We start from the raw sequence: 25,559 nt of genomic DNA, 5'->3' as shown, positions 1-25,559 counted from the left end.
CCGGTGGGCACGCAGTACAAAAAATTCGAAGCGCATGCCAGCGGTGGCCCGCGCATCCGCGAAATCCCGATGCGCATGGTGCTGCCCAACCTCGTCACCGTGCTTGCCATCTGTGCCGGCCTGTCCGGCATCCGTTTCGGCTTCGAAGGCCGCTTCGAACCGGCGGTGGTGATGGTGCTGCTCGCGGCATTCCTCGACGGCATTGACGGGCGCCTGGCGCGGATGCTGAAGGCGACCTCCAAATTCGGCGCGCAGATGGATTCGCTGGCCGACATCGTCAACTTCGGTGTTGCGCCCGCCCTGGTGCTCTATGCCTTCCTGCTCGACCGTGCAGGATCGCCAGGCTGGATTGCCGCGCTCCTGTTCGCCATCGCCTGCGGGCTCAGGCTTGCCCGCTTCAACGTGCTCGATGACGAGAAGGCCGAACGCCCCATGTGGCAGTCCGAATATTTCGTCGGCGTGCCGGCGCCGGCCGGCGCCGTGCTGGTGATGCTGCCGCTCTATCTCTATTTCCTGCGCACGGGTCTGGAGCCCAGTCGCCCGGCTGCCTTCGTAGCCACCGGCTTCACGGTCCTGGTTGCCTTCCTGCTGGTCAGCCGGCTGCCGGTCTATTCCGGCAAAAGCCTGAGAATTCCGGGCGACAAGGTGCTGCCGATCATCCTGGCTGTCGTGCTCTACGTGCTGTTGCTGATGACCTATCCCTGGTACACGCTAACCGCCTCCGTCGCCGGTTATCTGCTCTTCCTGCCGTTCAGCGTGCGCGCCTACTCGAAGCGCGCCAAGCAGGAGGGCGAGAAGGTGCCGCCTTCGGACATCGGGTAGCAGATTTGTCGCGAATTCGCTCGGCGGCCACCTGACAAGGTTTACTGCGCTTCCGGTGCTCACGGAATTGATGGTCCCCTCCGCTCCGGTTCTCGAAAACCACGCCATCTGACTCACCGGAACGAATTCTCGATCAGGTCTTCGGTGTCTCAGGCCGCGACGCCGAGGCCCAGCCTGTCGATCGCCAGCTTTCTCGTCGACACATAGTCGGTCTTGCCGGAACCCAGCACCGGGATTTCCTCGACCTTGACGATGTCGTTCGGCACCATCAGCTCGGTGGCACCCGCCTGTTTGCCGAATTTGCGCAACTCGTCGGGGTTGGCATCGTCGGCGGTGGTGACCAGCACGATGCGTTCGCCGCGCCTCTTGTCCGGCACCGCCACCGCCGCATGGCGTTCTTCCGGCCACAGCGACTGCACCAGCATCTCGACCGCGCCCAGCGACACCATCTCGCCGGCGATCTTGGCGAAGCGCTTGGCGCGGCCGCGGATGGTGATGAAGCCTTCGCGGTCGACGGCCACGATGTCGCCGGTGTCGTGCCAGCCGGTCAGCGGCTGCAATTCACCGGGGCGGTCCGATGTCATGTAGCCCATCATCAGGTTGGGTCCGTCGAGCCACAACTGGCCGGCATCGGCAATGCCATCGACCGGCTCCAGCTTCATGCGCATCGCCGGGAGCAGCCGCCCGACCGTGCCGTCACGGCCATGGATTGCGGTGTTGACGGCAACCACGGGTGCGGCTTCGGTCAGCCCGAAACCTTCGATGATCTCAGCCTGGAAGCGCTCGCGATAGACGCGACGGGTTTCCGGCTTCACCGCCTCGGCGCCGGCGACGACGAAGCGCAGGCTGGAAAAATCGCCGTCCTTGGCGGTGCGCGCATAGTTGGCGAGGAACGTGTCGGTACCGAACATGATCGTCGGCTTCACCTTGCGCGCCACCTCGGGGATGATCTTGTAGTGCAGCGGGGAGGGGTAGAGGAACAGTTTCACCCCGGTGACCAGCGGCAGGATGGTGCCGCCTGTCAGGCCGAAGGAGTGGAACACCGGCAGCACGTTGAGCAGGATGTCGGCAGGCGAGATGGTGATGCGCGCCTCGGCCTGCATGGCATTGGCGAGCAGGTTTTTGTGCGACAGCACCACCGCCTTGGGAGTGCCTTCCGAACCCGAGGTGAACAGGATCACCGCCGGCTTGGCCGCGTCCTGCCGCTGCAGGGGCAATCGCCACAGCAAGGCGGCGGCAAGCTTCTCCAGCGCGGTGACGGCTTCGCGCACATCCTCGAGCCAAAGCAGCCTGGCGCCGCCCTTTTCGACCGCCGCGACGATGTCAGCGAGGTCGGCCTTCTCGACGAAGGCGCGGGAGGAGACAACCGTGCGTATCACAGCCGTGCGCACCGCGGCGGTCACGCTGGCTGGGCCGGCGGTGTAGTTGATCATTGCCGCCACCCGGCCGGCAGACAGCAGGCCGACAAACGACAGCACCACGCCATTGGCGTTGGGCAGCAGCAGGCCGACCGCCTCGCCCGGCGCCGTCACCGCCTCGAACCGGCGCCCCAGGACGCGGGCGCCGATGAACATCTTGCGGTAGCTCAGGGCGCCGGAGATGACATCCTCGATGATCGGGTGCGAGGCGCCGACACGGGCTGCGGCGTCGCGCATGGCCAGGAACAGGCCACGATCGAGGTCGGTGCCGAAAAGCCGGGCCTCGGCGACACGGTCGAACAGCGTGTTGGTGTTCGAAGCCTGGTCGGGGTTGCGTGCCATCAGTTCGGCGATGGTCATCGGCTCCAGCACGCTGATCGACAGCTGCGGAAACCAGTGCCGCGGTGCCTTGTCCGCCGGCGTCAGCGACACCGGCAGGCTGCGCGCACCGCCGACAAAGATCGGCACGATGCTGGCGTCGGCCTGCATGGCGATGCGGGTGACAGCGCGAAACAGCCGAAACGTCTTGACGTCAGGCTCGACCGCGTCCGGTAAATAGACGGCAAGCCGCCCCTTGCCCTTCAGAACGCGCACCAGACGGCGGCTGACGAAGACATGTTCGGCGTTGAAGGCGATGGTGCGGCCAAGCTCGCGCCACGGTTCGAGCCATGGCGACCGCGCCGAGACATCGTCGAGTATATGCAGTGTGTCGTCCGGCAGCAGCGACAGCATCAGCGCCGGCTCGAAACGCGATTGATGCGAGATGACGTAGATGACGGGAACCTGCGCCTTGCGGGCGATCCTGATGCGGTTGTCGTCGATCCGGTAGGCGAGCTTGAACGGCACATAGAGCAGCGCCTGGGTGAAACGCAGGCCGAGGCGGAATTTCTCCACCACGCCGATCAGCAGCCAGGCCAGAACGAGACCCGCAAGCAGCGCCAGTGTCAGGATCATGCCGCTTCTCTCCCAACGATTTTAGCATCGCGGCTCTTTTGCGGCCGCTTCGGCCAGAACCTAGACGATGTGGGAGCAACGTCAATGCGGATGAATAAGCCGCTCGCCTTCCTCCATGTGGGGTGAGAAGTGGTCCGCGCAGCGGACGAAAAGCCAATTGCTTGGCTTATCGAACTTCGAACGCCCTGAGCCTGCGAAGGGCCGGGTGGTGGACGGCCACCTGCCGGGTCCCCGCTGCTTTGCAGCGACCCAGCGTTCGCTGGCCTTTCATCATGCCACCGGCACGATGAATTCGCTCCGCGAACCGGCCGCTCACCCCACAAGGGGGAGAAGGGAAACTGCAGTTCACGCCGCCTTCAACCGCCCGCTGATGAAACGAAACTCCTGCGTCTTGCCGCCATAGCCATAGGCGGCCGCCGGCACCTCATGCACGAAGGCATAGCTTTCTTCGTGCACGCCGCCCAGCAGGCGGCCGAAGGCGTCGAAGATCGCCTTCAGATAGGCTTCCAGCTCAAGCTTGGTGTTGGTGCCATCGACCACCTTGATGTCGAGCCAGAACGTGTTGGTGCCGTGCTCGGCAAGTGACTTGCCGCCGGCGAACCAGTGCTGTGGATCGATGTAGGATACGGCAACCGCGGTAATTGTCGGATCCTTGCGCAGCTGCGTGGCGGTGATCTCGGTGATTTCCCTGGCGATGCTGGCGGACAGGGCGGCATCGGGCTTGCCGGTGACGCTGATGTTGATGATGGGCATTTTTGTTCTCCTGGTTTGAGCGGCGTCCGATCGCCGTTGGAAGGAGCATGTCACCATCATTGAATCAAAAAAATCGAATTGTTTTTAACTGATGATTCGATAGTATCGAATTATGGAAACGCTCGATCCCGATCTGCTCAGGACCTTCCTCGCTTTCGTCGACAGCGGCTCGCTGGCGCAGGCGGCTTCAAGCGTCGGCCGTTCACCTTCGGCGGTCACCGCGCAGATGCAGCGGCTGGAGGAGATTGTCGGCGAGCCGCTTCTGGCGCCGCAAGGCCGGGGCCGGGGCCTGACCAAGGCAGGCGAGGATCTGGTCGGCCATGCAAGACGTATCATGGCGGCGCATCGCGAGGCGTGGCTGGCGCTGAAGGGGGCACGGGCTGCCGGGCGCGTTGCCATCGGCACGACGCAGGATTTCGCCGACAGCGGTTTGCCGGATCTGCTGCGCGCCTTCGCCGTCAGTCATCCACGCGTCAGGATCGAATTGCGTGTCGGCCGCTCCGCCGAACTGGCGCAAGCGCTGCAGTCCGGTGGGCTCGATCTGGCGATCGTCATGCGTCAGGTCGCTGCGCCGGACGAAGTCGGCGTGCTGCGCGAGCAGATGATATGGCTGTGTTCGCAGAAGGGGCTGGCCTCGCGGCAGGAAGAATTGCCGCTCGCGCTGCTCGATCCCTATTGCGGATTTCGCGAGGCCGCGATTGCGTCGCTCGACGCAGCGGGACGCCGTTACCGCATCGCCGCCGGCAGCGCCAGCCTGGCCGGCCTGCGCACGGCCGTGAATGCGGGTGTTGCACTGACGCTGCGAACGGCGCGCTTTGCCCATTCGGGCATTGTCGAAGCCTCGCGCGAACTTGGCCTGCCACAGGTGCCGATGGCTGAGTTCGCCATTCGGCTGCGCGCCGGTGCCGGTGGTCCGGCGGCCGATCTGGCGGCACTGCTCAGCGGTGACCTGGCTCTGCCCGGGCTCCGCGGCTAAATCGACGAGATCCGGTATCGCTGAGGGTTAAACGCCAAAGAAAAAGCCGACCTTGCGGTCGGCTTCGAAGTGGGACGGGCCGAGGGGTTTGGGGGGACTTGGGGGTGGCCCGTCACACCAACAATGCATCACCCGGATGATGGTTCCGTGACTGTGTCACTTTTTTTAAGAAATATTTGACGCCAAGCGTCACGAGCGGGCCATCAGCCAATCCCGCCCCGCATGGGCAAACACCGCGCACAGCACGATGGCGCCGCCGATCATGCTGGCGGCTGGTGCGATCTCGCCCAGGAACAGGAAGGCAAACAGGATCGCGAACGGCACTTCGGCCGAGCCGAGCAGCCCGGATTCGGCGGCTGGAATGAGCCGCGCGCCTTCCGTCCACAGGATCGAGGACAGCGCGAAGGAGGCACCAAAGGTGACGAGCAGAACGGCGTCCCTTGGTGAAACCGCCAGCGGATCGGTGACGAACCAACCGAGCACGAACAGCAGGAAGGCCGAAACTGCGCCGGCCCAGACCACGGGCGTGTCGCGGAAGGTGCGCACCATGATCATGTAAAGGCCGCTGCCGATCGTCATCAGCAATGCCAGCCCGTCACCGAACAGATTGCCGGTGCCGAAGCCGGACCAGACCATGATCGCTACGCCGAACAGCGACACGGCGGCGGCGACCATCGTCTGCAATCGGAACGGTTCACGCACCAGAAGCCAGGCCAGCAGTGCGGTGACGAAAGGCGCCGTAGCATAGATGACTGCGACATTTGCGACGAAGGTGAACTTGAAGGCCGAGATAAAGGCTATGCTGGCAAGCGCCCCTTCCACCGCCAGCAGCCAGCCGCGCCAGCCCAATCGCAGCGTCTCGCGCCCGCCGGAGCGGTGGCGCCGCCAAAAGACATAGAGCGCGACCAGGATCGAGCCGACAAAGCCACGCCAGCAGATGATGGTCAGCGGGTCGGCATGGATCGACTTGGTCAGCACGCCGGTCAGGCCGAACACCGCCGCCGATGACGACACCAGCAAGATACCCAGCGTGCGTTCGGCGGTGCTGTCGGTCGGGGCTGCAACATCAGTCATGCTGCCAGCCTACGCCGTTCCGTCCTGACATCGTAGCGTCAGCAGTGATGGCGATCCCGGTCATAGCTGTTTGCGGAAATGCTCGGTGCCGACGATCAGCAGCCCGGCGGCGATGATGAGGGCAGCACCCAGAAAGACTTCGCGGCGCGGCACGTCGCCCCAGATCGCGAAGCCGAGCGCGAACGCCCACAACAGCGATGTGTATTCGAGCGGTGCGAGGATCGAAGCCGGCGTTCGCTTCTTGCCTTCGAAGAGAAGGTATTGCGCAAACCCGCCGAGCGCGCCGACGCTGGCAAGGAGCAGCAACTGGGTCCAGTCCGGCGTCTGCCACCAGAGCAGCGCCGGCCTTGCCGAAAACAGCAGAAAATAGAAATTGTTGAGCAGGAGCTGGATCGTCGAGCGCTCGGCAAGCGCGGTCCTGCGCAAGAGCACGATGGCGATCCCCCACAAAACGGCGGCCGCCAGCACCAGCAGCACCGGGGCGGATAGGCCGAGATGGGTCGGGTCGCAAGCGACGAAGACCCCGGCAAAGCCGATCATCACCGCCAGCCAGCGCAGCATCGGCACCTTTTCGCCGAGCATTACCACCGAAAGCACGGTGACGATGATCGGGGCCGCGTAATAGACGGTGGTCAGTTCGGCGAGCTGCAGGCTGCGGGCGGCGTTGTAGTAACAGAGCCAGGCCGCGAGCGTGAAGGCGCTGCGCACGAGCATCGGCCGCACGATCGGCGAGCGCACCGTGTCGGCAAACAGCTGCCGCCCGCCGATCGCCGCGCAGGCACTTAGGATGGCGATGCTGCGGAAGAACATGATCTGCCAGACCGTCATGCCGCTGACCAAGAGCTTGATCGAGGCATCCTGCGTCGAAAACAGCAGATAGGCCGCGCCGGTCAGCAGGATTCCGGCAAGAACCCTTTCGCGTGTTTCGAGAATGGCGATATCGGCCATAAGGCGCGGGACCAAAGGTGCGGAAGGCGACAGAAATGCTGCGAGGAGCGACGTAAAGAACCTGGGAAGTCAGCTCCCTGACACCAAGCTATACGGGCGAAAGCCGGCGCAGCGCTACGCCAGCCTCGTGCTTGCGTTAGGGCAGGGGTTCCTTGGCGAGCTGCGTTGCGAGCCTTACTGCGTCGCCTGGTAGAGTTCCGAAGCGGCCTCTTTCAGCGCGCGACGACCGTCGGGTCTGAAATACATCATGTGCCCGCCCTCGACGACATCGAGACGGATGGGCTTGGCATTGGCGAGTGACGGGATCTGGCTCACCAGGTAGCGCGAAGCCAAGTATGGCGTGACAAGGTCGGTGTAGCCATTGACGATGACCACACCGAGCGAAGGGTTCAGCGAGCGCGCTCGTTGCAGATCATCCATCACGCCGGCATAGCCTTGCCGCGAGATGCCGTAATCCCAATTGTGGCTGATGTCACCGTTGAGCAACCGGTAGCTGACATCGGTGTGGAAATTCAGTTCGTCACGGGCGTAGCCGACGAAAGCCGAGGTCAGTGCGGGGACGCTGCGGTCGAGCACCGGATCCGGACCGGCAATGCCGGCGCTCTCCGGCGCGATATCGGCAGTCGCGATCGTGCCGTCATAAGGACTGAGCACATTGCCGCTGGCGCGGGCGAACTCCCTTGCGAACAGACCGGTCGGGATGCGGGCGAAGTTCCGCTGGACGAGATCGAGCGGCAGGCCGGTGATCTCCGCCACGCGCCGGCTCGCCAGCCGCCCGCCTTGCTCCAGCCCGCTGGCGAGAGCCGTGAGGTATTCGCCCAACGCATAGTGCTCGACCTCGGCGAGTTTCTCCCGCAGCGCATCGCCACCAATGCCTTCGGCGTGCAGGCGCACCGCCGCCAGCGAGGGGAGTTCGAGCGCCCAATGCAGCGGCTCGAATTCGTCGGGCTGGACAAGCATGAATTCGAGCGCTGGCGAGATCAGCACGATGCCGCTTGGACTGATGCCGATATCCTCTTGCAGTGTCCTGGCGAGCAGCGCCGCCCGGAACCCGCCATAGCTTTCCCCGGCGAGGAAGAACGGAGATCCGGTGCGGCTGTTCTGAGCAAGATAGAGGCGGATGAAAGCCCCCATTGAACTGGCATCCTGGTTGACACCCCAGAAGTCGTGCGTGTCCTGGCCCGGTGCCTCGCGGCTGTAGCCGGCTCCGACCGGATCGACGAAGACGAGATCGGTCATGTCGAGCCAACTGTCGGGATTGTCGATGAGTTTTTGCGGCGAAGGCAGGAATTCCCCCTCGGTTCCGGTGGTTATCACGCGCGGTCCGAGCGCGCCGATATGCAGATAGGCGGACGCCGCGCCCGGGCCGCCGTTGAACACGAAGGTGATCGGGCGCCGCGAGTCTTTCACCGCGCCCGCCGGCGATCGCAGCGTGTAGGCGACATAGAAGATCTCCGCCGTGACCGCGCCCTTGCCGGAAAGCAGCGACAGTGTGCCGGCCGTAGCCTGATATTGCAGGCTGCGCCCGGCGATGGTGATCGAATGGTCCGTGGTCTGCGCGGGCGGCAGCAACGACAGCACGCCATCCGTCGGCGCAGGGCGCTCGGCTGTTTCGGCCAAGACGGGTTGCACGAGAGCGGTGAGTATCAGCAGGATGGCTAGAATGAGTTTCAGCCTGGTACGCATGACGCCTCCGGGAACGACTGTCGCATAGGTATGGCCGAGGCGATCGAAGTCAAAGGAAATGCAAGTGTCGTCCTTCCTGCCTGTCAGCGGTCCAAGCATGCTCCGGTTTCACAGGGTCCGACGACGCAGGATGCCGGCGCCGGAAAGTCAAAACATCGAGCTGATCTTGGGCGGTGCTTCACGAGCGCCGCGACCATAGTCAAGAAGGGCGCGCTCCCAAAGCACGCTGCTCTCATAAGACCGCTAGCGCTCCGAGCGCAGGCGACAGCGCATGCAATAGCCTTGTTCCAATCAATGCCGCCCCCTCCAAACAAACTCGACGGCGACATTAGTTGGGGGTTGTGGCAAGAATCCAATTCTGGAACGTATCTGCCGAATTGCTCTTTGGCGGGCTCTGTGGCGGGCTGCCGGGCTTGTTGTAGGCAACCGCCCTTGTCTCGATCGCGCGGTATGAAACCAACTGACGAAAAAGGGTAGAAACATGGATGCCACCGAACTGAAGGCCATGCAGGCGCCGCTGAAGCAGGCCTATCGCGACGACGCTTCGCAGGCGCTGATCACGCTGAAGGCAAGGGGCTCGATCGATGACCAGTCGGTTGCCTGCAAGGTGGAGACGGGCAGGGCGCTCGCAATCGCCGGGCTGCATCCGGCAACCGGCGGCTCGGGGCTTGAGCTCTGCTCGGGCGACATGCTGCTAGAGGCGCTGGTGGCCTGCGCCGGGGTGACGCTGAAGGCGGTGGCGACGGCGCTGGAGTTCAAGCTCGACGCCGCCACGGTGGAGGCCGAAGGCGACCTCGATTTTCGTGGCACACTCGGCGTCGCCAAGGACGCGCCGGTCGGCTTTCGCGCCATCCGGCTCAAATTCAGTCTCGACACCGATGAGCCGCAGGAGCGGATAGATTCGCTGCTGAAGCTGACCGAACGCTATTGCGTGGTGTTCCAGACCATCAACCAGAAGCCGGAGCTTACGGTGAGCGCGGGGCGCTGAAACGCCACGAGATCCGCGGCCGCCGGGCCGCGGATCTCGTGCGCCTGATGCTTACTGTGCCGCCGGCTCTTCCGCATCGCCCTCGTCGGTGAAAGGCGAGGCGCTCGGCACGCATTGCACCGACCAGCCGGTCGGTGTCGGCTGCTTCTGATATTCGGTGATGGCGGCGGTGCATTGCTCGCGCTTGTCGAAGGTGCTGGGCAGCACGACCATGCCGCCCTGCGGGCCGGCGATTACCAGATACCAGACCAACGCTACGGTCGAAGCCATGGGAATTTCCTTGTTCTGCCCAGCCAGGGCGCTTGTTGCGGGAGTCGTTGCGATCCTATCAACTCCGCCGAAATGACGAAAGCATGACCGCCGCGCAACCTTCCACCGTCGCATCACAGCCGCGTGATGTGACGGTGGGTCATAGCCCGACTTTCGAAACCCAATCGGCTCAGTTGGTGGCAAAACAATAGAACAGGCCGTCGCCGCCGGTGCCCTTCAGCGCCTCCTGGCTGCAGCCGCCACGCGAGGCATGCGACGAGTTCCAGGATTTGGCGGCCGCCGAATCGTCGAGGCCGGTACGGTCGTGATGGCCCACCATCGCGGCTCCTTCCGCCCCGCTCATCGTCCAGTCACCGCAGGTCTGGTCGGCGATCCTCGTGCCGTCGGGCTTGGAGCCGGTCAGCACGTCGTGTCGGTTTGGCGTGTCGCCGCGGCCGTTGACCACTTCGCCCTTTTCGTTCAGCGCCGTCTGCTTGGTGATGCCGTTTGTGTCGCTGTGCAGGGAGGCGACGTCGTCGGCAATCTTCATGCCCTTGGCGTTCACCCACGGCCCCTTCCCGATGCGCTCGCGCGCGTCGGTGTCGCTGGTCGATAGGTAGGCGGCCCAGGTCTTGCCGGTGACGCCCGCGGCTTCCGCCAGCGAGGCGCAATGTGCGTCGGCACCCTTGAGGCCGCCGAGATCGGCACCTTTGCCTGAACCGACGCTGGTGACGAAGAAGCTCATAGTTGCACCTTGCGAATAGGCGGCGCCCGCGGCTGCGATCAGGGCGGCGGCGGTGGCGAGAAGCAGTCTGCGCATGATGGTCCTCCGTTCAAGGTTCGAATGTCTGACATTCGAAGAACGTCGGCGGTGCCGAAAATCTTCCGGCAAAAAACAGCTATTCCGGTTGGCGATAGGCGACGAAGCGGTTGTGCTTGGCCTGGAAGATCAGTCCGGTCTCTTTCAGGTCGGGGCTGGCGAGCGGCACGATGCGTTTGGCGATCTCCGACGGGTGCGGCAGCGTCGCCGGATCCTCGCCAGGCATCGCCTGCGCCCGCATCGCGGTACGGGTGGCGCCGGGGTCGACGGCGTTGACCCTGAGCGGCAGGCTTTCCGTCTCATGCGCCCAGGAGCGCATCATCGTCTCGACGGCAGCCTTTGATGCAGCGTAGGGCGCCCAAAAAGCACGCGCCGAGTGGGCCGAGTTGGCAGATAGCAAAATGGCGCGGCCGGCGTCGGAGAGCCGCAGCAACGGGTCGACCGAGCGGATCAGCCGCCATGTCGAGGTGACGTTGATGGTCATCACCTTCTCGAAGGTCTTGGCCTCGACATGGCCGATCGGCGAGATGACGCCGAGCACGGCGGCATTGGCGACGAGAATGTCGAGCTTGCCCCAGCGCTCGTGGATGGCGCCGCCCAGCCGGTCGATGCCGGCCATGTCGGCGAGGTCGAGCGGCACCAGCGTCGCCTGGCCGCCGGCCGCCTTGATCTGGTCGTCGAGCTCTTCCAGGCCGCCGACGGTGCGCGCTACCGCGATGACATGCGCGCCGGCTGCAGCCAGTTCCTTGGCGATGAAATAGCCGATGCCGCGCGAGGCGCCGGTGACGACCGCAACGCGGCCGGTAAGGTCGAGGGTCATGCGATGGCTTCCGGAAATCTGGCTAGGGAAAGTGACGGCCCGGCAATCCTACAACCCGCTCGTCGCCAGCAGCGACAGCGTGCGCACATTGTCGTGGCCTTCGAAGTCGAGCAGGCGCGTCGGGTACTGGCCGGTGAAGCAGGCATCGCAGAATTGCGGCTGGTCGTTGTCGCGGCTGGCCTCGCCGACGGCGCGATAAAGGCCATCGATGGTGAGGAAGCCGAGCGAATCGACCCGGATGAACTCGGCCATTTCTTCCACCGACATGCGCGATGCCAGAAGCTTCGATTTTTCCGGCGTGTCAACGCCATAGAAGCAGGAGGCGCGCGTCGGCGGCGAAGCGATGCGCATATGCACTTCCTTGGCGCCGGCGTCGCGCACCATCTGCACGATCTTCTGGCTGGTGGTGCCGCGCACGATGCTGTCGTCGACCAGCACCACGCGCTTGCCCTCGATCATGCGACGGTTGGCATTGTGCTTGAGCTTGACGCCCATGTGGCGGATCGAATCGCCGGGCTGGATGAAGGTCCGGCCGACATAATGGTTGCGGATGATGCCGAGCTCGAAGGGAATGCCGGCGGCCTGGCTAAAGCCGATCGCTGCCGGCGTGCCGGAATCCGGTACCGGCACGACGATGTCGGCCTCGACCGGGCTTTCCTGCGCCAGTTCGGCGCCGATGCGCTTGCGCACTTCGTAGACGTTGCGGCCCTCGACCGAGGAATCCGGCCGGGCGAAATAGACATATTCGAAGATGCAGAAGCGGGTCTTCTGCGGTTCGAAGGGAAAAAGGCTCTCGATGCCCTTGGCGGTGACGACGACCATCTCGCCGGGCTTGAGATCGCGCACGAAGCGCGCCCCGATGATGTCGAGCGCGCAGGTTTCGGACGCCAGGATCCAGGCGCCGTCGAGGTCGCCGAGCACCAGTGGCCGAATGCCGAGCGGATCGCGGCAGCCGATCATCTTCTTCGACGTCATCGCCACCAGCGAGAAGGCGCCCTCGACCTGGCGCACCGCATCGATGAAACGCGAGTTCAAATCGCGCTCCTTGCTGGTGGCGACGAGGTGCAAAAGCGTCTCGGTATCGGAGGTGGAGGAGAAGATGGCGCCCTGCTTCTGCAGCGCGCGCTGAACGGTCATGGCGTTGGTCAGGTTGCCGTTGTGGGCGACGGCAAAGCCACCATCTGCCAACTCGGCGAAGAAGGGCTGGATGTTGCGCATACCGGCGCCGCCCGTCGTGGCGTAGCGCGTATGGCCGATGGCGCGGTTGCCTTGCAGGCTGTCGATGACGCGCTGCTTGGTGAAGGTGTCGCCGATCAGGCCGACATGGCGTTCGACATGGAACTGGCTGCCATCATAGGAAACGATGCCGGCCGCTTCCTGGCCGCGATGCTGCAGCGCATGCAGGCCAAGTGTGACGATGGCTGCCGCGTCCTGCCGGCCGAAAATGCCGAACACGCCGCATTCGTCGTGGAAATGGTCGTCGGCCTCGGCGGAAAGCACGTCGTCTGCGTCTGCCATCTTAAGCTCCGCTAAAATCGCCATATAGTGCGGGTTCGCGTCGAAAGCAACGCGCGCCGTGCAGCCGTTCACACGATCGTCAGTTCCCGACGCCCTTTCCGGCGTCAGTTCGCCGGTGCCGCCGGTGCTGGACTGGCCGGGGCGTTGTCCGCGGGCGGCGTTGCGGCGTCATTGTCGTCGGGCGCCGGCGTGTTGGCGTCGTCGCCACCCGCCGGAGCGTCCGCCGCCGGCGCGTCGGGGGCCGCGGGGGTCTCGGTAGCCGGCTGATTCGGGTTGAGCTTCTTGAGGATGGCGTTTTCGGGATCCTCGGGCAGCAGGCTTTCGAGCTTGGCGCCGATCTGCTCCAGCAACGGCCGCGACTTGGCATCCGTGACCCAGGCCGGTGCCTTGGCACCAGCCAGCCAGTTGAAGAACAGCAGTGCGACGGCAACGACCAGAATGCCGCGCGCCGCGCCGTAGAGAAAGCCCAGCGTGCGGTCGAGTGCGCCGATCCTGGAATCGATGATCCAGTCGGCGAGCTTCATGGTGATGACCGAGACGACGATCAGCGCGATGACGAAGACGATGCCGGCGGCGGCCGCCATGGCGATCTTTTCGTTGTCGATGTACGGCTTGAGGTATGGCAGGACCGGCTTGTAGAAGAAGAACGCCGCCGCTGCCGCCGCTGCCCAGGAGACGACGGACAGGATTTCGCGCGAGAAGCCACGAACCATGGCGAGCATCGCCGAGACCAGGGTGAAGCCGACGAGAATTCCGTCAAGCAGCGTAATCGGCATGTCTTTCGCCCCACTCCATGAGCCGCGTTATAGCGCGGAGCATCGGGTTTTCCCAAAACCGGTTCCCACTTTTGGGTCCGATGCTCTAGTCTTGCTCGTCCACGCGGCTTCGGCGTGAGCCGGCGATGCGTGCCACGAGGTCGGCAAGCTCGGTCGGCTGGAAAGCACCGGCCCCGATCCCCCCGGCAAGTTCCTCGCTGCCCAAGGGCAGAACCGCGCTTCCAAAACCCAGCTTTTCGGCTTCCTTGAGGCGCTGTTGCGCATGCGCAACCGGCCTCACGGCGCCCGAAAGGCTGATTTCGCCGAAATAGACGCAATCGGCGGGAAGGGCAAGACCGGTGAGCGAGGAAACCAGGGCCGCAGCCACCGCCAGATCGGCCGCGGGCTCCGAGATACGATAGCCGCCGGCGACGTTGAGATAGACATCATGGCTGCCGAAGCGCACCCCGCAATGGGCTTCGAGAACCGCCAGGATCATCGACAGCCGCGCACCATCCCAGCCGACGACGGCGCGGCGCGGCGTGCCGAGCGAGGAGGGGGCGACCAGCGCCTGGATCTCGACCAGCACCGGCCTTGTTCCCTCCATGCCGGCGAAAACCGCCGCACCTGGCGATTTCGCATGGCGTTCGCCAAGGAAAAGCTCGGACGGGTTGGCAACCTCGCGCAAACCCTTGTCCGACATCTCGAAGACGCCGATCTCGTCGGTCGGCCCAAAACGGTTCTTCACCGTGCGCAGGATGCGGAAATGATGGCCGCCTTCGCCTTCGAAGTAGAGCACGGCGTCGACCATATGCTCGACGACGCGTGGCCCTGCGATCTGGCCTTCCTTGGTGACATGGCCGACCAGGACGATTGCCGCCCCCGTGGATTTCGCATAGCGGATCATCGCCTGGGCGGCGGCGCGCACCTGGGTGACGGTGCCCGGTGCCGAATCGGCGAGGTCGGTCCACAGCGTCTGGATCGAATCCAGGATCACCAGGTCCGGCCGCTTGCCATCGGCGATGGTGGCGAGAATGTCCTCGACATTGGTCTCGGCGGCAAGTTCCACGGGTGCCGAGGCAACACCGAGCCGCTGCGCCCGCAGCCTGATCTGCGCGACGGCCTCTTCGCCCGAGACATAGACGATGCGGTGGCCCTTTGACGCCAGCGCAGCCGCGGCCTGGGTCAAAAGCGTCGACTTGCCGATACCGGGGTCGCCGCCGACCAGCAGCGCCGAGCCGCGCACGAACCCGCCGCCGGTGGCGCGGTCGAGTTCGCCAATGCCCGAGATGATGCGCGGCGCGTCCTCGATGTCGCCCGACAGCGTGGTCAGCACCACCGCGCGGCCCTTGCGGGCATTGCGCGTGTTGGCCGGTCCCGAGCCGATGCCGCCGGACGTGCCTTCCTCGACCAGCGTGTTCCACTCGCCGCAGGCATCGCATTTGCCGGCCCAGCGCTGGTGCACCGATCCGCAGTTCTGGCAGATGAACTGAACGCGCGATTTGGCCATCAGTTGGATACCGCCTGAAAATGGCCTGGGCGCGGTGCGCGAGGGTAGGTCAAAAAATTACTCGAACCTTTCCGGCAAATGATGCTCTTCGGCAAGGTCGGAGAAGCGGGTGAACTCGCCCTGGAAGGCGAGGCTGACGGTGCCGGTCGGTCCATGCCGCTGCTTGGCAATGATCACTTCGGCCTTGCCCTGGACCTCGACCATCTTTGTTTCCCAGGCGAGATGCTCGGGCGTGCCTTTCTCAGGCTCCTTGTTTTTGATGTAATATTCCTCGCGGTACACAAACAGCACCACGTCGGCGTCCTGCTCGATCGAGCCCGATTCGCGCAAGTCGGACAGCTGAGGATGCTTGTCGTCGCGGCTTTCGACCTGACGCGAGAGCTGTGAGAGGGCGATGATCGGCACGCCAAGCTCCTTGCCAAGCGCCTTCAGTCCGGTGGTGATCTCGGTGATTTCCTGGACGCGGTTCTGCGACGCCTTGGCGGACGAACCCTGCATGAGCTGGATATAGTCGATGACCATCAGGTCCAGCCCGCGCTGGCGCTTGAGGCGGCGGGCGCGAGCCGCAAGCTGGGCAATCGAAATACCACCCGTCTGGTCGATGTAGAGCGGGCGCTTGTGGTTCTCCTGCGTGTACGCGACAAGCTTGCCGAAATCGGCTTCGGTCAAATCGCCACGCCTGATCTTCGACGACGGGATTTCAGTCTGCTCGGAGATGATGCGGGTGGCCAGCTGCTCCGACGACATTTCGAGCGAGAAGAAGCCGACGACGCCGCCATTTGCCGCCTTGACGGAGCCGTCGGCCTGCTGGGCAGGCTCATAGGCGGCAGCGATGTTATAGGCGATGTTGGTGGCCAGCGATGTCTTGCCCATGCCGGGTCGGCCGGCGATGATGATCAAATCCGAAGGCTGCAGGCCGCCCATGCGATGGTCGAGATCGCGCAGGCCGGTGGCGATGCCGGACAGGTGGCCATCGCGCATATAGGCCGCGCTGGCCATGTCGACGGCGTTCTTCAACGCATCGGAAAAACTCTCGAAACCGCCATCGTAGCGGCCGTTCTCGGCCAACTCGAACAGCCGCCGCTCGGCATCCTCGATCTGTTCGGTGGGCGCCATGTCGACCGGCGCGTCATAGGCGATGTTGACCATGTCCTCGCCGACGGTGATCAGTGCGCGGCGCGTCGCAAGGTCATAGATGGCGCGGCCATAGTCGGTGGCGTTGACGACGGTGACGGCTTCCACCGCCAGCCGCACGACGTATTGCGCCATCGTCATGTCGCCGACCTTCTCGTCGGCCGGCAGGAAGGTTTTTAGCGTGATCGGCGTCGCCACCTTGCCCATGCGGATGAACTCGGATGCTACCTCATAGATCTTGCGGTGCAGCGGCTCGTAGAAATGGCTGGCCTTGAGGAAGTCCGAGACGCGGTAGAAGGCGTCGTTGTTGACGAGGATGGCGCCGAGCAATGCCTGCTCGGCCTCGATGTTGTTTGGCGCTTCACGATAAAGCGGTGTTTCCGCGACGCCGAATTTTCGCGCTGCTTCTGCCATGATGTCCCCGATTCCGATCCCGGCTTCTCGATATCAGAACCCGACAATTTGATGCTGACTTATATGCATCAGTGCCCGCCCAACCGTCTTTGATGCCCGCGATTCACAGCCAAGATTTTTCGGTGGAAAGAATCCTGATTGACTCGAATCGAAGTGGCGAGCCTAGCGGTTCTCAAAAAAGAACAAAACAGGAAAATTGTGGGTGTTGCGGTCTATCACCTGCCCAGCCTGTCGCCCCAGTCCAGCCGCCGGGCCAGCTTGAAGTCCGCGCCGTCGCGCTTGGTGAACAATCGCTCCGTGGCAGTGCCGTCTTGCTGGCAAAGCTTGAGTAGAACCTTGCCGGAGCCGGATTTCGGTGGTGCTAGAACCCGTGGCTGGCGGGACGTGGGCCCGTCTCGCGAAGCCGCGACATAGATGAACTTCTCGTCCTCCCACGGCACGTCGGCATCCTTGGCCAGCCGGTGCAGGCGCGAGCGGGCGACGCGGCGGGAAAAATGGCACCAGTCGGGCGGGGCGAGCGGGCAGGGCGCCTGATGCGGGCAGGGCGCAAGCACATGCGCGCCCGCCTCGATCAGTTGCCGGCGCACGGCAAGGATGCGCTGCCATCCGGCCGGCGTGCCCGGTTCGACGATCAGCAGCGTATCGCCAGTGAGTTGCCACAACCGATCGATGAGCTTTGGCAGTGAAGCGGGGACAATTTCGTCGAGCACATAGGCGCAGGTGACCAGGTCGGCCGGCTCCAGATCGGCAAGGTCTATGGTGGCGTCGCCGGCCAGCCATCTGGTCTGCGCGGCAATCGCGCCGGCGGCAAGCGTCTCGCCGACCTTGCGCACCGCGGCGCTGGCTTCGAACAACACCGCCTGTTCGAGATCGGGCCACAGATCGGTCGTGGCCCAAAGCACCGTACCAGGACCGGCCCCGACATCGAGCAGGCTCCTGGGTTGAAAGCCGGGCCTTGCGTCGCTCAGCGCGTCGAGGCTGGCGCGGACGGCGGCGTAGGTCGCCGGCAGCCGCGTCGCCAGATAGGCTTGCACGGCCGTGCCCTCGGCCATATGCAGCCGGCCGTCGCGCAACTCGGCGCGATAGCGGTCGGACAGCGTTTTTGCCGCTTGCTTCAGTGTCGTCAGCGGGACGTTTTCGAGCAGGCGCTCGACACCCTGGCGAAGTGGGGCCGGCAACTCCATGCTCAGGCTCCGCGTGGCGCGCTGCAGAACGAAAAGCAGCCGGCGATCTCGGCCAGAGCGGCAGCGACATAGAGGACATAGGTCATGAAAAAGGTCCCGTGGCGATCACGGGACCTTTTTCAGTGCAGGGGCAGGCAATGGCAAGCGGCAATACTATTTCCAATGCATGTCGCCCAACCGGGGCCCGGTTTTGGCAGAACGACACCTGAGGCGCGCCGGGGTCCGGTCAAACGCGACGCGCCTTAGTCCGCAACCTTGCGGCGGCGAGCTGGCCTGGTAGCCGGGCTCTTCTTGACGGGAGCCGTTTCACGGTGGCCCATGTCGCGCATCTCCAGCGCCTTCTCACATTTGGCCATATAGTCGCGCGTCATCGGCAAGGTGTCGTTCTTCTTGGCGATCTGGATCTGGAAGATGACAAGATCCTGCCAGCGGAAAGCAGCTTCCGAGGCGGCCAGATAGAACTCCCACATGCGGCAGAAGCGCTCGTCGTAAATCGCCTTGGCCTTGTCTCGGTTGGCGGCGAAGCGCTCGCCCCAGTGCTTCAGAGTGTCGGCATAGTGCAGCCGCAGGATTTCGATGTCGGTGACGATCAGGCCCGATTTCTCGATCGCCGGCATGATCTCGGAGAGCGCGGGGATATAGCCGCCGGGGAAGATGTATTTGCGGATGAAGGCGCTGGTCGCCCACGGCACGCCGGAGCGGCCGATCGTGTGCAACAGCATGACGCCATCCGGCTTGAGCAGCGTCGAGCTCTTGTCGAAGAAGGTGCGGAAGTGGTTGACGCCGACATGTTCGAACATGCCGACCGAAACGATGCGGTCGAAACGCTCGTTGAGCTCGCGGTAGTCCTTGAGCTCGAAATGCGCGCGGCTTTCCAACCCTTGCGCATGCGCCCGGTCGGTCGCGACGCCATGCTGTTCGGTCGACAGCGTCACGCCTTGCACATCGACGTCGAAGGCCTTGGCGAGATAGAGGCCGAGCCCACCCCAGCCGGAGCCGATGTCGAGCACCGTCTGGCCGGCCTTCAGCCTGAGCTTGGCGGCGATGTGGCGTTTCTTGGCGGCCTGGGCTTCGTCGAGCGTCATGTCCGGCTGCTCGAAATAGGCGCAGGAATACTGCATGTCCTCGTCGAGGAAGAGCCGGTAGAGGTCGCCGGACAGGTCGTAGTGGCGCTGCACGTTGCGGCGCGAGCGCGAGGCGGTGTTGATCTGCTGCAGGCGGCGGAAGGCGTGACGCAGGCCCTCGATGGCTTTCGACCAGGTGGCGTCGATGCCGCCGCTGCCCATGTTCTGGAAGGCGATGCGCATCACACCCAGCACGCCACCTTCGAGGATGTCGAGCTCGCCGTCCATGTAGGATTCCGGCACCGCCAGCATCGGATCGAAGGTGATGGCGCGCTCGGCATGCGCGGTCTTGATGTGCATGTGCACCGGCTCGCCGCTGCCATCACCGAAAACCACTGTCGCGCCCTTGGGGCCGGTTACCTTGAGATTGCCGGTGCGCACCAGGCGGTCCAGAACGCGTTTCAACAGGATATTCATGACCAAATGTCCCCTCAGACAGGCTGCCTCGACGCCTGACCCAGAAGATCGAAAATCGATTTTCGGCCAGGATCACGCGCCAAACCAAAGTCCTACAGCGTCCTTTGCGCGTCCAAAGGACGCGCGGCGTTGTAGTCTGCATCAATATATAGGGGTTCGAAAAGTTCCATTTGGCACAAAAATGCCCGGGCGAGAGACCCGGGCATTGGTCCAGCATGGCCGAGGCCAACTGGGATCGAAGCTGAGTGCGGCACGCCCGGCGGGGCGCACCGGCAACTCGAACCGTCAGGCGTTGTCTTCGCCGCCTTCGAACTCGGTGTTCGGGTCGAAGAAGTTTTCCGGCCGGGCGTTGTCGTTGATGTCGTCGCCGTAAATGGCTTCGGCGGTGGTCAGCGTCTCGCCCTTGGCCTGGCGTTCGGCCTCGTCGGCCGTGCGGGCGATGTTGAGCGTGATCGTGACTTCGACTTCCGGATGCAGCGCGATTGCCACATTGGTGAGGCCGATGGTCTTGATCGGCTGGTTGAGCAGGATCTGGTTGCGATTGACGGTGAAACCTCCCGCCGTCAGCAGCTCGGCGATGTCGCGGGTCGAAACGGAACCGTAGAGCTGGCCGGTTTCACCAGCGGAGCGAACGGCGATGAAGCTCTTGCCGTCGAGCTTTTCGGCGACCTCGGTGGCTTCCGACTTGCGCTCGAGGTTGCGGGCTTCGAGCTGGGCGCGCTGGCCTTCGAACTTCTTCTTGTTGGCTTCGTTGGCGCGCAGCGCCTTGCCCTGCGGCAGCAGGAAGTTACGGGCAAAGCCGTCCTTGACCTTGACGGTATCGCCCATCTGGCCGAGGCGGGAAACGCGTTCGAGAAGAATAACTTCCATGGTTTTGTTCCTTCGGTTGGACGCCAATCACCGGGATCGACGCCGAATGTCTTGGGAACAGGTCAGGAAGCTTGGGCGCATTGGCGCCGGTGTCGCTGTCCTGCCTGTTCAGGCAGTTAGGATCTCTCTTTGAAATCCAACCCGGGGTTTGATGTTCGACCCGGTCACGCCCGTCGTGGCCGGTGAAAAAGCGGGCGGCAAGCCGCCCGCTCGAAAGTCCTAGCGAACCACGTAGGGCAGCAGGCCGAGGAAGCGGGCGCGCTTGATCGCCTTGGCGAGTTCGCGCTGCTTCTTCTGGCTGACGGCGGTGATGCGCGACGGCACGATCTTGCCGCGCTCGGAAATGTAGCGCTGCAGCAGACGCACGTCCTTGTAGTCGATCTTGGGCGCGTTGGCGCCGGAGAACGGGCAGGTCTTGCGGCGGCGATGGAATGGGCGCCGGGTCGGGATCTGGTTGATGTCGACCATTATTCTGCACCCCCTTCAAAGCCTTCGCGCGGACGGCGCGGACCACGATCAGCACCGGCGTCGCCAAACGAGCGCGGCGGACGGTCGCCACGATCACGGTCGCCGAAGGAGCGCGGGCCACGATCGCCACGGTCGCGGTCGCCGAAGCCGCCGCGTTCCGAGCGCTCTTCGCGCTTCTGCATCATGGCCGACGGGCCTTCCTCATGCGCCTCGACCTTGATGGTCAGGAAACGCAGCACGTCTTCGGACAGGCCCATCTGGCGCTCCATCTCGTTGAGCGCGGCCGGCGGGCAGTTCAGGTCCATCAGCGTGTAGTAAGCCTTCCGGTTCTTGTTGACCCGGTAGGTGAGGGACTTCAATCCCCAGTTCTCGACCCGGCCGACGGACCCGCCATTCGCGGAGATGACACCCTTGTACTGTTCGACAAGCGCATCGACCTGCTGCTGCGAGAGGTCCTGCCGGGCAAGAAACACATGTTCGTAAAGAGCCATTATGGTTCAGTGCCTTTCTTCGTTTCTCTCCCGGTTCCCGGCGGCAAAAGCCTCTGCAACTTCTCTGACCCGCAAACCCTCGAAGGGAACGGGGAAGAAAGGAGCATGTCGAGACGGTCGAGAGCGGAGACACGGGAGGCGGAAGCACTTCTGGCTTCACACGAAGGTGTTCGAAAAAACCTCCGGCCCTCCGTTCAGCCCCCAGCTGGGACCGGCAGATTGGGGGCGTCTATACAGCAATCCGCCCACAACGCAAGCGCAAGCGGCATTCTCTTGTGTCGCAGGGCTGAAAATCAAGCAGCAACAACGGCCAGGCTTTGTGATTCCTGCAACCAGGTCTTAACCACACTGCCAGGTTGTGCGCAGTTGAACCGCCGCCATCAACGGCCCATTCATCATGGGAGGCGCAAAAGCCGGACAACCGCGCACAAAGCGGCGAGCATTTGGGGGTAAGATGCTTCTCAATAAGTTCTGGCGCTCGACGAGCGGCAATTTTACGCTTGTGCTGGGACTGGGGTTGCCGGCCATCATCACGGCTATCGCCTTTGCAACCGATGTCTCCACCCTCATGCGGGCCAGGAGCAACCTGCGGAACGCCCTCGATGCGGCAAACCTTGCCTCTTCACATCTTGGCGATCTCGACATCACCCGCAATGACGCTTTTGACCGCTATTTCCAGGCCAACATCGCCGGCCACCGCGAACTCGGCAATGCGAAGGCGACGTTGACCGTCGACAGGGGTATCAACTTCGTCAAGACGAAGGCGGTTGCCTCAGCCGACGTCAATCTGAACTTTGCCTTCCTGTTCGGCAACAGCAAGCACATCGAGGTCGATGCCGCCGCCGTCGAATCGAACAACCAGCTCGAAGTCGTGCTGGTGCTGGACAATACCGGCTCCATGGCCGGCGCGCGCATGACGGCGCTGAGGACGGCGACGAATTCGTTGCTCAACACCCTCGAAGCGGCAAAATCGCCGACGCGCGATATCCGAGCCTCGCTGGTCCCATTCGTCACAGCCGTCAACGTCGATGGCGACGAATTCGACCCGTCCTGGATCGACATGGACGGCAAGTCTTCCACCAACGGCCTCAATTTCCCGGTCATCGACGGCAAGCGTCCCCATCATATGGCGCTTTTCAAGCAGCTCAAGGAGACCGGATGGACCGAGCCCGGATGGAACGGCACCGGATGGAAAGGCTGCGTCGAGGCGCGGCCGGGCACCTACAACATTTCCGACAGCCCACCTGACCCGGCAAAGCCCGACACGCTGTTCGTTCCGTATTTCGCGCCGGACGATCCGGAAGATGCCCAGATGCCGTCTGGCTCCTACGGCAATTCGAGCAAGTACTACAACAATTCGTATCTCGACGACGTCAGCGACAAGGTCAAGCTCGCCAAGAATAAGGACAACCTTCTCGGCATCGATCTCAGCGATCTCATCAGCGATTTGTTGACGCCCGGCAAATCCGCCAAGGAAAAGATCGCCAAATATGTTGCGCCCGCCAAGGAGCTCATCACCGAGACGGGCTCCCCCATCACCGTCGGCCCCAACCGCGCTTGCCCGACACCGGTCGTTCCCCTGACCGACGATTTCGACAAGCTGCGCAAGGCAGCAAGCCAGATGACCGAGTGGAACGGTTCGGGTACCAATGTCTCCGAAGGCCTCTCCTGGGGCATGCGGGTGCTGTCGCCCGGCGCGCCCTACACCGATGGAGTGCCGTGGAAGACGCCTGGCGTCAGCAAGATCGTGCTGTTGCTGACCGACGGGGAGAACGTCGTCTATGGCGCCAGTGAACAGCCGACGAAGTCCGACTACACATCCTATGGCTATCTGGCGGGTGGCCGTTTTGGATCGGACAACCAGACGACTGCGGCGCGCAATGTCGACGGCTGGACCAAAAGCGTTTGTACCCAATTGAAGAATGAAGGCGTGCAGATCTACACAATGGTGCTGCAATCCGACACCGCCGCCAACCGCGCGCTTTACAGTGCCTGTGCCTCGGACCCCAGCGGCTATTATGCCGTCAACGATCCAACCAAACTGCCGGACGTATTCCAGCAGATCGCCAACAAGTTCTCGAAACTGCAATTGACGAATTGAACGCGTGACCCGAGTGCGCCGGGCGGGATCCTGACGGGATCGAGTGGCTCAACTCGTGTGAGCGACGACCTTGTCGACCGTTTCGGGGAAGAAATCCGGCGCCGCGAGGCGTTTGCCGAACATCATGTCGTATTGCAACAGGCGGAAATCGCGGATCTGAGGGTCGATCTCCTTCTGCCGCGCCCAGTCGGGCGTGGCCTCGCCCGCCGGCGTCAGCAACAGGTTGCGGTCGACGACGCGGTAGCGCTCGCGCATCTCGCCCAGGAAGCCCGTGTAGTAAGGGTGGGTGATGCCGGCGGTGGTGAGGATGTGGTAGGGCAGGAACGCCGGGCTCACCGCGCCCAGGTTCTCGACCGGACCGGATCGGTTCGACCAGATGATCAGCGGCGTCTGGTGATGCTCAAGTGCGGCTTCCGGCGTCGGTTCCTTGCGCGGCGCGACATTGTCCTTCAGGAAACCAGTCTCGACATAGACCGGCCCCAGCGGAGGCAGATGATCGCCGAAGAAGGCAATCACGGTGGGACGGGAGCGTTTCTTCGCCCATTCGACAAGGCGTTCAAGGCCGCGATCGGCGTCGGCTGAGCCTTCGGCATAGCTGAGCAGCGATTCGCGCGCCCACTGGCTGATCGGTGCCTGCACCGTGTGTGTCGGATTGTAATAGCGGTTCGGCTCGTAGGGGCCGTGGTTTTGCAGGCTGACGGCAAAGAAGAACACCGGTTCGTCGCTGGCGTCGGCCTCGCTGATGATCTCGTCGGTCATCGCCGCGTCGGATGCCAGCGGACCGCGCTTTTGCATGGGCGGCAGCGTCTCTTCGGATTTGAAATCGTTGAAGCCGAAATCGGCATAGACCGCGCCGCGGTTCCAGAACCAGTTGGTGCCGGGGTGGATGGCGCGCGCCCGGTAACCCTCGCTCTTGAGGAAAGTCGCGAGCGAAGGCGTCGGTGTGCGCACATATTGCTGATAGGGAATGCTGCCGGCCGGCAGGAATGCGTTGGAGAAACCGGTCAGCGCCTCAAACTCGATGTTGGCGGTCATGCCGCCGAATTCGGGCGAGAACATCGAGCCGGAGCGCAGCGCCCGCACATTGGGGATCGGGTCGGGGGTGATGGTGACGCCGGGCAGCTTGGTCGGATCCCAGAAGGATTCGCTCATGACGATGATGATGTCGGGCTTCTCGGCCGGCACCGAGGCGGTCACATCGCTTCGGTCGATCGCCGCGACTGCCTTGTCGGAATAGCCCGGCGGCGCCGAGACATGCGCCATCGGCACGTTGAGGGCAAAGGCCAGGGCAAAGCCGTTGGAGGCATAGTTTTCCTTCTGGTCCCACATGATCGGGATGATCTGCAGCCGGTCCCTGGTCCAGGAGAAGGTGGCGTAATCCATGATCGAAACGAAGAAGGCGAGCAGCGGCACAGCCAGCGTCAACCGCGCAAGGCGACCCTTGCGGCTGAGCGCCGGAACCTTGCGGCGCCACAGCCGCCAGCCATAGACGAGCAGCGACAGGCCGGCGACGATGCCTACCACCATGGCGAGCGCGGTGATCGGCCGGTCGCGCACCAGAAGCGGCAGCAGCGCGAAGATCTGGCGGGCATAGAGGAAATCGGTGGGATAGAGCGGATCGCCGAGATAGTGTGACTTCTGGTGGCCGACGAAGGCAAGGGAAAGGGTCAACGGTGCGACGATCATCAGGCTCTGGTGGCTGCGGCCGAGCACGGCATCGAGGCCGATCAGGATCAGAGCAAACACGACGATGGTGGTCCAGCCCGGCTTGAGCGGCTGCAGGAAGAAGGAGACTGTGCCGGCAAAGTCGCCACGCACGATCAATTCGATGGCAAACACCAGGACGGCCGCGATTGCCAGGCTGATCAGTCCATAGCGCACGACCGGCCATGTCCTGCCCGGCAGGTAGCCGGTGGACGGATCGTCTTCCAGGAACTGTGGCGCCGCCTTGGCGGCGCGTTTCGAACTCTTTGTCACCTTAACTTCCCCACCCAGCGACAAACACGTCACTCGATTGTCATATTATTGTCACCGAAAGCTAGCGCCTGTGGCGGAAATAAGAAGA

22 protein-coding genes are annotated in these 25,559 nt (G+C 63.6%); 4 read left to right on the top strand and 18 right to left on the bottom strand.

Going from position 1 to position 25,559, the window contains the following annotated elements; genetic code table 11:
• Positions 1–3 precede the first annotated feature (3 nt).
• Positions 4–822, top strand: a complete 819-nt coding sequence (locus tag AC1RZR_RS26770; RefSeq protein ID WP_477276217.1) for a CDP-alcohol phosphatidyltransferase family protein — start codon at positions 4–6, stop codon at positions 820–822.
• A 149-nt stretch (positions 823–971) separates the two neighbouring features.
• Here AC1RZR_RS26770 and AC1RZR_RS26765 read toward each other — a convergent pair whose 3' ends face one another.
• Together AC1RZR_RS26765 and AC1RZR_RS26760 are read right to left on the bottom strand one after the other, a co-directional pair.
• Positions 972–3,194 carry an AMP-binding protein gene (locus tag AC1RZR_RS26765; protein WP_481826505.1) on the bottom strand — a complete coding sequence of 741 codons (2,223 nt, stop codon included), beginning with the start codon at positions 3,192–3,194 and terminating at the stop codon, positions 972–974.
• Positions 3,195–3,539: 345 nt separating this feature from the next.
• Complete coding sequence (locus tag AC1RZR_RS26760; protein WP_481826504.1) at positions 3,540–3,947, bottom strand: tautomerase family protein; 408 nt, start codon at positions 3,945–3,947, stop codon at positions 3,540–3,542.
• Positions 3,948–4,059: 112 nt separating this feature from the next.
• On the opposite strand from AC1RZR_RS26760, the gene AC1RZR_RS26755 reads away from it, so the two are divergent.
• A complete protein-coding gene (locus AC1RZR_RS26755; protein ID WP_481826503.1) occupies positions 4,060–4,923 on the top strand; it encodes a LysR substrate-binding domain-containing protein in 864 nt (287 codons plus the stop codon).
• A gap of 189 nt (positions 4,924–5,112) precedes the next feature.
• On the opposite strand, the gene AC1RZR_RS26750 is transcribed toward AC1RZR_RS26755, so the two are convergent.
• From AC1RZR_RS26750 to AC1RZR_RS26740, 3 genes are all read right to left on the bottom strand, one after another.
• Positions 5,113–5,997, bottom strand: a complete 885-nt coding sequence (locus AC1RZR_RS26750) for a DMT family transporter (RefSeq protein ID WP_481826502.1) — start codon at positions 5,995–5,997, stop codon at positions 5,113–5,115.
• 60 nt (positions 5,998–6,057) lie between these two features.
• Entirely contained in the window at positions 6,058–6,945 is an 888-nt protein-coding gene (locus AC1RZR_RS26745; RefSeq protein WP_481826501.1) for a DMT family transporter, read from the bottom strand.
• 174 nt (positions 6,946–7,119) lie between these two features.
• A complete protein-coding gene (locus AC1RZR_RS26740) occupies positions 7,120–8,631 on the bottom strand; it encodes a S10 family peptidase (protein ID WP_481826500.1) in 1,512 nt (503 codons plus the stop codon).
• Between the two features lie 481 nt (positions 8,632–9,112).
• On the opposite strand from AC1RZR_RS26740, the gene AC1RZR_RS26735 reads away from it, so the two are divergent.
• Positions 9,113–9,619: an OsmC family protein gene (locus AC1RZR_RS26735; RefSeq protein ID WP_481826499.1), complete on the top strand. Its 507-nt coding sequence runs from the start codon at positions 9,113–9,115 to the stop codon at positions 9,617–9,619.
• Positions 9,620–9,670: 51 nt separating this feature from the next.
• Here the strand turns inward: AC1RZR_RS26735 and AC1RZR_RS26730 are convergent, their stop codons facing one another.
• The 12 genes from AC1RZR_RS26730 to rpsF all read right to left on the bottom strand — a co-directional run bounded on the left by AC1RZR_RS26730 (position 9,671) and on the right by rpsF (position 21,393).
• On the bottom strand, positions 9,671–9,889 hold the full coding sequence (locus tag AC1RZR_RS26730; protein ID WP_111549227.1) for a hypothetical protein: 219 nt from the start codon (positions 9,887–9,889) through the stop codon (positions 9,671–9,673).
• A 169-nt stretch (positions 9,890–10,058) separates the two neighbouring features.
• On the bottom strand, positions 10,059–10,688 hold the full coding sequence (locus AC1RZR_RS26725) for a hypothetical protein (RefSeq protein WP_481826498.1): 630 nt from the start codon (positions 10,686–10,688) through the stop codon (positions 10,059–10,061).
• A 79-nt stretch (positions 10,689–10,767) separates the two neighbouring features.
• On the bottom strand, positions 10,768–11,508 hold the full coding sequence (locus AC1RZR_RS26720) for an SDR family NAD(P)-dependent oxidoreductase (protein WP_481826497.1): 741 nt from the start codon (positions 11,506–11,508) through the stop codon (positions 10,768–10,770).
• 48 nt (positions 11,509–11,556) lie between these two features.
• The gene (purF, locus tag AC1RZR_RS26715; protein ID WP_477276236.1) at positions 11,557–13,026 is read right to left on the bottom strand and encodes an amidophosphoribosyltransferase; all 1,470 of its coding nucleotides are present in this window, start codon (positions 13,024–13,026) and stop codon (positions 11,557–11,559) included.
• Positions 13,027–13,130: 104 nt separating this feature from the next.
• Entirely contained in the window at positions 13,131–13,802 is a 672-nt protein-coding gene (locus AC1RZR_RS26710) for a CvpA family protein (protein WP_477276238.1), read from the bottom strand.
• 85 nt (positions 13,803–13,887) lie between these two features.
• On the bottom strand, positions 13,888–15,291 hold the full coding sequence (gene radA / locus AC1RZR_RS26705) for a DNA repair protein RadA (protein ID WP_258592705.1): 1,404 nt from the start codon (positions 15,289–15,291) through the stop codon (positions 13,888–13,890).
• Positions 15,292–15,348: 57 nt separating this feature from the next.
• Positions 15,349–16,839, bottom strand: coding sequence for a replicative DNA helicase (locus AC1RZR_RS26700; RefSeq protein WP_258592706.1), 1,491 nt, complete (start codon positions 16,837–16,839; stop codon positions 15,349–15,351).
• A gap of 215 nt (positions 16,840–17,054) precedes the next feature.
• Complete coding sequence (locus AC1RZR_RS26695) at positions 17,055–18,023, bottom strand: small ribosomal subunit Rsm22 family protein (protein WP_481826496.1); 969 nt, start codon at positions 18,021–18,023, stop codon at positions 17,055–17,057.
• Positions 18,024–18,265: 242 nt separating this feature from the next.
• Positions 18,266–19,564 carry a cyclopropane fatty acid synthase gene (locus tag AC1RZR_RS26690; RefSeq protein ID WP_481826495.1) on the bottom strand — a complete coding sequence of 433 codons (1,299 nt, stop codon included), beginning with the start codon at positions 19,562–19,564 and terminating at the stop codon, positions 18,266–18,268.
• A 285-nt stretch (positions 19,565–19,849) separates the two neighbouring features.
• Positions 19,850–20,434, bottom strand: coding sequence for a 50S ribosomal protein L9 (gene rplI, locus AC1RZR_RS26685; RefSeq protein WP_477276247.1), 585 nt, complete (start codon positions 20,432–20,434; stop codon positions 19,850–19,852).
• A gap of 219 nt (positions 20,435–20,653) precedes the next feature.
• Positions 20,654–20,902 (bottom strand): 30S ribosomal protein S18, encoded by a 249-nt coding sequence (rpsR, locus tag AC1RZR_RS26680; protein ID WP_006203718.1) that lies wholly within the window; start codon positions 20,900–20,902, stop codon positions 20,654–20,656.
• Positions 20,902–21,393: a 30S ribosomal protein S6 gene (rpsF, locus tag AC1RZR_RS26675; RefSeq protein WP_352868182.1), complete on the bottom strand. Its 492-nt coding sequence runs from the start codon at positions 21,391–21,393 to the stop codon at positions 20,902–20,904. The genes rpsR and rpsF overlap by 1 nt, the downstream gene beginning before the upstream one ends.
• A 454-nt stretch (positions 21,394–21,847) precedes the next feature.
• Between rpsF and AC1RZR_RS26670 the strand changes: the two genes are divergently transcribed.
• On the top strand, positions 21,848–23,494 hold the full coding sequence (locus AC1RZR_RS26670) for a pilus assembly protein TadG-related protein (protein ID WP_481826494.1): 1,647 nt from the start codon (positions 21,848–21,850) through the stop codon (positions 23,492–23,494).
• A 48-nt stretch (positions 23,495–23,542) separates the two neighbouring features.
• Here AC1RZR_RS26670 and AC1RZR_RS26665 read toward each other — a convergent pair whose 3' ends face one another.
• Positions 23,543–25,495: an LTA synthase family protein gene (locus AC1RZR_RS26665; protein WP_481829125.1), complete on the bottom strand. Its 1,953-nt coding sequence runs from the start codon at positions 25,493–25,495 to the stop codon at positions 23,543–23,545.
• Between the last annotated feature and the right edge of the window lie 64 nt (positions 25,496–25,559).

The sequence above is a fragment of the Mesorhizobium bavaricum genome, from assembly GCF_056781655.1.
Note: the sequence above shows the minus strand (reverse complement) of the source record. Positions and strands in the feature narration are given on the sequence as shown.

Bases quoted from the DNA above. Each gene is read 5' to 3' on its own strand.
- AC1RZR_RS26765 (WP_481826505.1), bottom strand. From the start codon at position 3,194: ATGATCCTGACACTGGCGCTGCTTGCGGGTCTCGTTCTGGCCTGGCTG.
- AC1RZR_RS26760 (WP_481826504.1), bottom strand. From the start codon at position 3,947: ATGCCCATCATCAACATCAGCGTCACCGGCAAGCCCGATGCCGCCCTG.
- AC1RZR_RS26755 (WP_481826503.1), top strand. From the start codon at position 4,060: ATGGAAACGCTCGATCCCGATCTGCTCAGGACCTTCCTCGCTTTCGTC.
- AC1RZR_RS26750 (WP_481826502.1), bottom strand. From the start codon at position 5,997: ATGACTGATGTTGCAGCCCCGACCGACAGCACCGCCGAACGCACGCTG.
- AC1RZR_RS26745 (WP_481826501.1), bottom strand. From the start codon at position 6,945: ATGGCCGATATCGCCATTCTCGAAACACGCGAAAGGGTTCTTGCCGGA.
- AC1RZR_RS26740 (WP_481826500.1), bottom strand. From the start codon at position 8,631: ATGCGTACCAGGCTGAAACTCATTCTAGCCATCCTGCTGATACTCACC.
- AC1RZR_RS26735 (WP_481826499.1), top strand. From the start codon at position 9,113: ATGGATGCCACCGAACTGAAGGCCATGCAGGCGCCGCTGAAGCAGGCC.
- AC1RZR_RS26730 (WP_111549227.1), bottom strand. From the start codon at position 9,889: ATGGCTTCGACCGTAGCGTTGGTCTGGTATCTGGTAATCGCCGGCCCG.
- AC1RZR_RS26725 (WP_481826498.1), bottom strand. From the start codon at position 10,688: ATGCGCAGACTGCTTCTCGCCACCGCCGCCGCCCTGATCGCAGCCGCG.
- AC1RZR_RS26720 (WP_481826497.1), bottom strand. From the start codon at position 11,508: ATGACCCTCGACCTTACCGGCCGCGTTGCGGTCGTCACCGGCGCCTCG.
- purF (WP_477276236.1), bottom strand. From the start codon at position 13,026: ATGGCAGACGCAGACGACGTGCTTTCCGCCGAGGCCGACGACCATTTC.
- AC1RZR_RS26710 (WP_477276238.1), bottom strand. From the start codon at position 13,802: ATGCCGATTACGCTGCTTGACGGAATTCTCGTCGGCTTCACCCTGGTC.
- radA (WP_258592705.1), bottom strand. From the start codon at position 15,291: ATGGCCAAATCGCGCGTTCAGTTCATCTGCCAGAACTGCGGATCGGTG.
- AC1RZR_RS26700 (WP_258592706.1), bottom strand. From the start codon at position 16,839: ATGGCAGAAGCAGCGCGAAAATTCGGCGTCGCGGAAACACCGCTTTAT.
- AC1RZR_RS26695 (WP_481826496.1), bottom strand. From the start codon at position 18,023: ATGGAGTTGCCGGCCCCACTTCGCCAGGGTGTCGAGCGCCTGCTCGAA.
- AC1RZR_RS26690 (WP_481826495.1), bottom strand. From the start codon at position 19,564: ATGAATATCCTGTTGAAACGCGTTCTGGACCGCCTGGTGCGCACCGGC.
- rplI (WP_477276247.1), bottom strand. From the start codon at position 20,434: ATGGAAGTTATTCTTCTCGAACGCGTTTCCCGCCTCGGCCAGATGGGC.
- rpsR (WP_006203718.1), bottom strand. From the start codon at position 20,902: ATGGTCGACATCAACCAGATCCCGACCCGGCGCCCATTCCATCGCCGC.
- rpsF (WP_352868182.1), bottom strand. From the start codon at position 21,393: ATGGCTCTTTACGAACATGTGTTTCTTGCCCGGCAGGACCTCTCGCAG.
- AC1RZR_RS26670 (WP_481826494.1), top strand. From the start codon at position 21,848: ATGCTTCTCAATAAGTTCTGGCGCTCGACGAGCGGCAATTTTACGCTT.